The following is a 3,712-nucleotide window of genomic DNA, read 5'->3' on the forward strand; positions in this document are numbered from 1 at the left end:
TGCTTGTAAATAAGAAACCTTGCGACAAACTTGTTTCTCAGTAGGAAAAAAATAATTTTTTATCATGGAGTGCTGTCTTAAAAACTCCCATTTTTGCTTTATTACTTCTTCATAAAATTGTTTCTCGTGGATAAGATCTTCAAGATAGCTTTCAATACTCATCCCCAAAAATGCACGTACACCCTCACGAAATTTTTCACCGCCTGTTAAGTGCAGCATCGCATCAATCTGCTTAACATGTTGTACAGCCTGATAAATATCCATACCTAAAAAAACTACAGCACCTATCGCCTCACCTATTGGACCCGTAATAGCAGAAACGCCTTCAAAAAGCCCAAAAACTTCTGCGGTTTCGATACCTATTTCTGCAATATCGACACCAATGTAAATGCTATCACCCACTATGCGGACTAAAGCCGCTGAATCATTTGAATTTAATTCCTTGACTGCTTGAACTAAATCGTACACCATAAAAGCAGACGTGCCCCTTTTAAAAAAAGGAGAGGCCGCTTTGAATCCGTTACCTAATAAGGTTTTCCCTTGCAATACAAAGGCTTCACCCATAACGTGCAATTCTTGAGATAACTGACCCAAAAAAGCACTTCCTCCCAGAAACCCCAAATTAACAGCTGTCTCTTCATAATTCCCATTCAAAAAAGAAGTTAACACATTCTTAGTGATAACACCTTTTAAAATTAAATTTGAAACTTGACTCACTTTAGTAAAATGTTGTTGCCATTTTCCTAATTGAAAAAGTTTTTTTACTTCGATTTTTTTGGTACCTACTATAGAGTATTGACTAGCAAACTCAATTAATTGTTCTCGTTGATCTTCTGAAGCTGATTTAAGCTTTTTGATAAAACGTTCACTGTCGACTTCTGTTTCACCGGACTCTTCATTTTCATTAGTAAACTGCTTGACATCATCTTCACCAAATAAGCACGTAATTGCGCTACTTCTAAATCAGAAGGTTTTAAATAGCCTTTGCCAGGAAATGCCTCTAACCCTTCTTTTTTATAGCTTTCTACCCAAGTAGCTAACGTAGCTGAGGGAATACCCATTTCTGCGCTAATTTCCTTATAACTACGTCCACTTTCTAAAAACAATTGTACTGAATTTAATTTAAATTCTTTATCGTAAGTTCTTAATGTTCGTTTACTCATTTCACACCTCAAAAAGTTATAAAAATTATACTCTTTATTTGTCTTCGGCATGTCTTTTAAATGGTAGCAAGATCAATCTTAGAGTTTAGTAATTCCTCAGTCAGTTGCACCTGTTCTTGAGATTCTAAATTTAAAAAAGTTTCGGAGAAAGAACCATCAGAGAAAAAAAATTGATTGTCGTTATTTTCTTGTTGATCTAGCATAATATTTTTCTAATAGAATCCTTATGAAGTATTGAGAGCTATAATAAGTTAAAAATAATTAAGATAAAATTCACAATTGATTAAACTTGATAATTAAGCAGGGCGATTTCATCAAAGTTTAAAATCCCAGCACTTTTTTCAAATATCGAGTAGATAGTGCGGTTCTAATGTAATTCATAGCAAATGAGACCATCACAAACCAAACTCACCTATGAAAATCCGCTGACCCAAAACGCCTTTGGTTTAATCAATCACTTATAATATAGCGTTTAGTCCTTTTTTTTCTATTAAAGAAAGTAATTTCAAAGAAGTGCCCGCGGGTTTTTTAAGCCCCCTCTCCCATTGACTAATAAGATCTTTAGATACATTAAGACAATACGCAAATATGGGTTGGCTCACATTTTCTCGTTCACGCAATGCTTTTATTTCCACAGGTAAAAATTCATGTATCGGGGTTAAACAGGCGCGATCAAATTGCCGCATTGTTTTTTTATCAATAACACCCGCATCAAACATATCAACGACCGTTTCATGTACGGCCTCAAAAACCTCACTTTTATATGTTTTATTTGTGCTCATATAGTACCTCCACAAGTGCACCTGATTGGAGCAATCGCTCAATGTCATCACCAGAAAAGCCAAGCATCTGCTGAGATAAATCTTTAAATATTTGTTCTTCTTCCTGGCTTATATTGTCACGTTCATTTTTTGGAAATCCATACACCAAAAAAGCAAGATCTTTATATCGATATAAAATAATACACCGATAACCACTCGACTTTCCTTGATTTGCTCTGCCAAGCCTTTGCTTTATAACGCCACCTCCATAATCAACATCAACTAGCCCTTTTTCAATTTCTTTTATTAAATTACATAATTGAGAATCTAAAATACGTTCTTTCTTTGCAAATTTAGTAAACCATTTGTTTTTAAAAATCCGCAAAATAACATTCCATAGTTCTTTTTATTATATGTGTAATTATATAGTACCTGGTTCTATATTTCAAGAATGGTGTCGCCAGTAAGATCATCTTATTGTCTCATTTGGAGAAGAAACTAATGATAGATATCTATATAAAGTTGATCTGGATATATTTAAAGTGCTGCAAATATCACTGATTTCATAACCTTTATCCTGATGCATTTTTATTGCTAATTTTATTTTCGGATTCTCTATATTAATTCTGGGTCTTCCTCCTACCCGTCCTCTTGCACGAGCAGAAGTAAGTCCCGCTTGGGTTCGTTCTTGAATTAGTCGCCTTTCAAACTGCGCCATAGAAGAAAAAATGTTAAATACCAACTCAACGGAGGCCGTAGTAGTATCTATAGATCCATCACATAATGATTTAAATCCAATAGATTTTTCTTTTAACATCTCGACCAATGAAACCAAGTGAGTCATTGAACGCCCTAATCTATCCAACCGCCAAACAACCAATACATCATCTGATTCTAATTTCCCCAAACAATTATTTAATCCAGGGCGATCTGACTTAGATCCTGAAATCTTATCTATAAAAATATTTTGTCGTTCACAACCCGCTTTTTTTAATGCATCAATTTGTAAGTCCAAATTTTGATCATAAGTACTGACTCGTGCATAACCAATTAATTTTGACATGATGAGTTCCATAAATTAAATATTTATTAAGTTTACAGAACTTTGATAATAGAACAAATTTATAGGACAAAACTAATTTGGATGTCCCTTATTTTACATGAGATGATCTGATCTGCTGATCAACAATTCTTTTAGTCCTAAAAAACGGTCGTTTTATGAGACATACATGCCTGTTGATTTTTTAACCGATGAGCAATGTCAGCCCTATGCAAAATATCCTGAAACACTGACTCAAGATCAACTTGATAAATATTTTTACTTGGATGATAAGGACAAGGAATTAATCGACGCATGTCGCCGTGATTACAATAAACTGGGATACGCAATACAATTAATGACAGTTAGATTCCTTGGAGCTTTTCTTGTAAATCCAATTGATGTACCCAATGAGGCTGTCCGCTACATTGCAAAACAATTAGCAATTGAACTTCCCATAGAACTTGCGTGCTATATGGATCGTAAAGCAACGTGATTAGATCATTGTGGTGAAATAAAGACTGTATTTGATTATAAAGATCTTGGCGGCATCTGAGGGTATCGATTAACTCGCTACTCAATTCTCTTTTCCATAGTTATCCTATAAAAAATTGCGATAATCAATTTCAAATTTTTCAGCTATTCGTTTAGCAAGTTCCTTACCAATAGGACGCCTACCGTTTTCCATTGCAGACAAGTTGGTTTGAGAAATATTTAATATTCTTGCTAACTCAATTTGGCTTAAGTCC

Annotated in this window: 8 protein-coding genes; 1 reads left to right on the top strand and 7 read right to left on the bottom strand. The window is 34.4% G+C overall.

The genetic code is table 11. The annotated features are described in order from the left end of the window. The 6 genes from WA877_RS09770 to WA877_RS09795 all read right to left on the bottom strand — a co-directional run. On the bottom strand, positions 1 to 669 hold a 669-nt coding region (locus WA877_RS09770), incomplete at its 3' end, for a hypothetical protein (RefSeq protein WP_425170731.1). A 143-nt stretch (positions 670 to 812) separates the two neighbouring features. Then, the gene (locus tag WA877_RS09775) at positions 813 to 1,163 is read right to left on the bottom strand and encodes a transposase (protein ID WP_425170732.1); all 351 of its coding nucleotides are present in this window, start codon (positions 1,161 to 1,163) and stop codon (positions 813 to 815) included. A gap of 56 nt (positions 1,164 to 1,219) precedes the next feature. Further along, the gene (locus tag WA877_RS09780) at positions 1,220 to 1,366 is read right to left on the bottom strand and encodes a hypothetical protein (protein WP_425170733.1); all 147 of its coding nucleotides are present in this window, start codon (positions 1,364 to 1,366) and stop codon (positions 1,220 to 1,222) included. A gap of 255 nt (positions 1,367 to 1,621) precedes the next feature. After that, the gene (locus tag WA877_RS09785) at positions 1,622 to 1,945 is read right to left on the bottom strand and encodes a helix-turn-helix domain-containing protein (RefSeq protein ID WP_015444995.1); all 324 of its coding nucleotides are present in this window, start codon (positions 1,943 to 1,945) and stop codon (positions 1,622 to 1,624) included. Further along, on the bottom strand, positions 1,932 to 2,309 hold the full coding sequence (locus tag WA877_RS09790; protein WP_425170734.1) for a type II toxin-antitoxin system RelE/ParE family toxin: 378 nt from the start codon (positions 2,307 to 2,309) through the stop codon (positions 1,932 to 1,934). Before WA877_RS09790 ends, WA877_RS09785 begins: the two co-directional genes overlap by 14 nt. Positions 2,310 to 2,393: 84 nt before the next feature. After that, the gene (locus tag WA877_RS09795) at positions 2,394 to 2,987 is read right to left on the bottom strand and encodes a recombinase family protein (protein WP_425170735.1); all 594 of its coding nucleotides are present in this window, start codon (positions 2,985 to 2,987) and stop codon (positions 2,394 to 2,396) included. A gap of 166 nt (positions 2,988 to 3,153) precedes the next feature. On the opposite strand from WA877_RS09795, the gene WA877_RS09800 reads away from it, so the two are divergent. Next, positions 3,154 to 3,459 carry a DUF4158 domain-containing protein gene (locus WA877_RS09800; RefSeq protein WP_425170736.1) on the top strand — a complete coding sequence of 102 codons (306 nt, stop codon included), beginning with the start codon at positions 3,154 to 3,156 and terminating at the stop codon, positions 3,457 to 3,459. 105 nt (positions 3,460 to 3,564) lie between these two features. Here WA877_RS09800 and WA877_RS09805 read toward each other — a convergent pair whose 3' ends face one another. Continuing rightward, positions 3,565 to 3,699, bottom strand: coding sequence for a helix-turn-helix domain-containing protein (locus tag WA877_RS09805; protein WP_425170737.1), 135 nt, complete (start codon positions 3,697 to 3,699; stop codon positions 3,565 to 3,567). Between the last annotated feature and the right edge of the window lie 13 nt (positions 3,700 to 3,712).

Origin of the sequence: Legionella sp. (assembly GCF_049790535.1) — a bacterium.
Lineage (GTDB): Bacteria > Pseudomonadota > Gammaproteobacteria > Legionellales > Legionellaceae > Legionella.